The following is a 471-nucleotide window of genomic DNA, read 5'->3' as shown; positions in this document are numbered from 1 at the left end:
CATCAAGGGCCGGGTTTCCACGCCATCAAAGGGCGTCAGCCGGTCGTCTCACCCGAGCTCCGGTTCGACAGCCGGTGGCGGTTCTGGGCTCCGCAGGCAGCAGATCTCGGACTCCGCTCTGTCTTGTCGCTGATGCTGTCCTACGGCGATCCGTTCGGTGCCCTCACGCTCTACTCCCGGCGCGCCTCCTTCTTCGGGACAGAGTCGCTGGCGCCGGGTCTCGCGTTCGCTCAGCGGGCCTCGATCGCGATCGTCCGTGCTCGACGAGAAGAGGCGCTTTCCGCCGGGTTCGATCATGGTCGCTAGCGTGGTTCTGGCTTCGTCGGCCGTCCAGGCCGAGGCCGAGGCCACGCGTGACCTTCTCGATGAGTTGTTGGTCGCGTCCGGGCGTGGCGACGAGCGGGCCTTTGCTCAGCTCTACCAGCTGACGAGCCCATGGATCTTCCACATCCTCAGCCGCCGGATGGGCTC

The 471-nt window shown here is 66.5% G+C and carries 1 protein-coding gene; it reads left to right on the top strand.

The genetic code is table 11. The features are described 5' to 3' along the window. A partial coding sequence (locus tag I6F37_RS38930; protein ID WP_225154212.1) for a GAF domain-containing protein occupies positions 1 to 306 on the top strand: 306 nt, incomplete at its 5' end. Between the last annotated feature and the right edge of the window lie 165 nt (positions 307 to 471).

The organism is Bradyrhizobium sp. NBAIM08 (assembly GCF_020193935.1).
Lineage (GTDB): Bacteria > Pseudomonadota > Alphaproteobacteria > Rhizobiales > Xanthobacteraceae > Bradyrhizobium > Bradyrhizobium yuanmingense.
The sequence above is the reverse complement of the archived record's forward strand: the minus strand, read 5'-3'. Positions and strand labels throughout refer to the sequence as shown.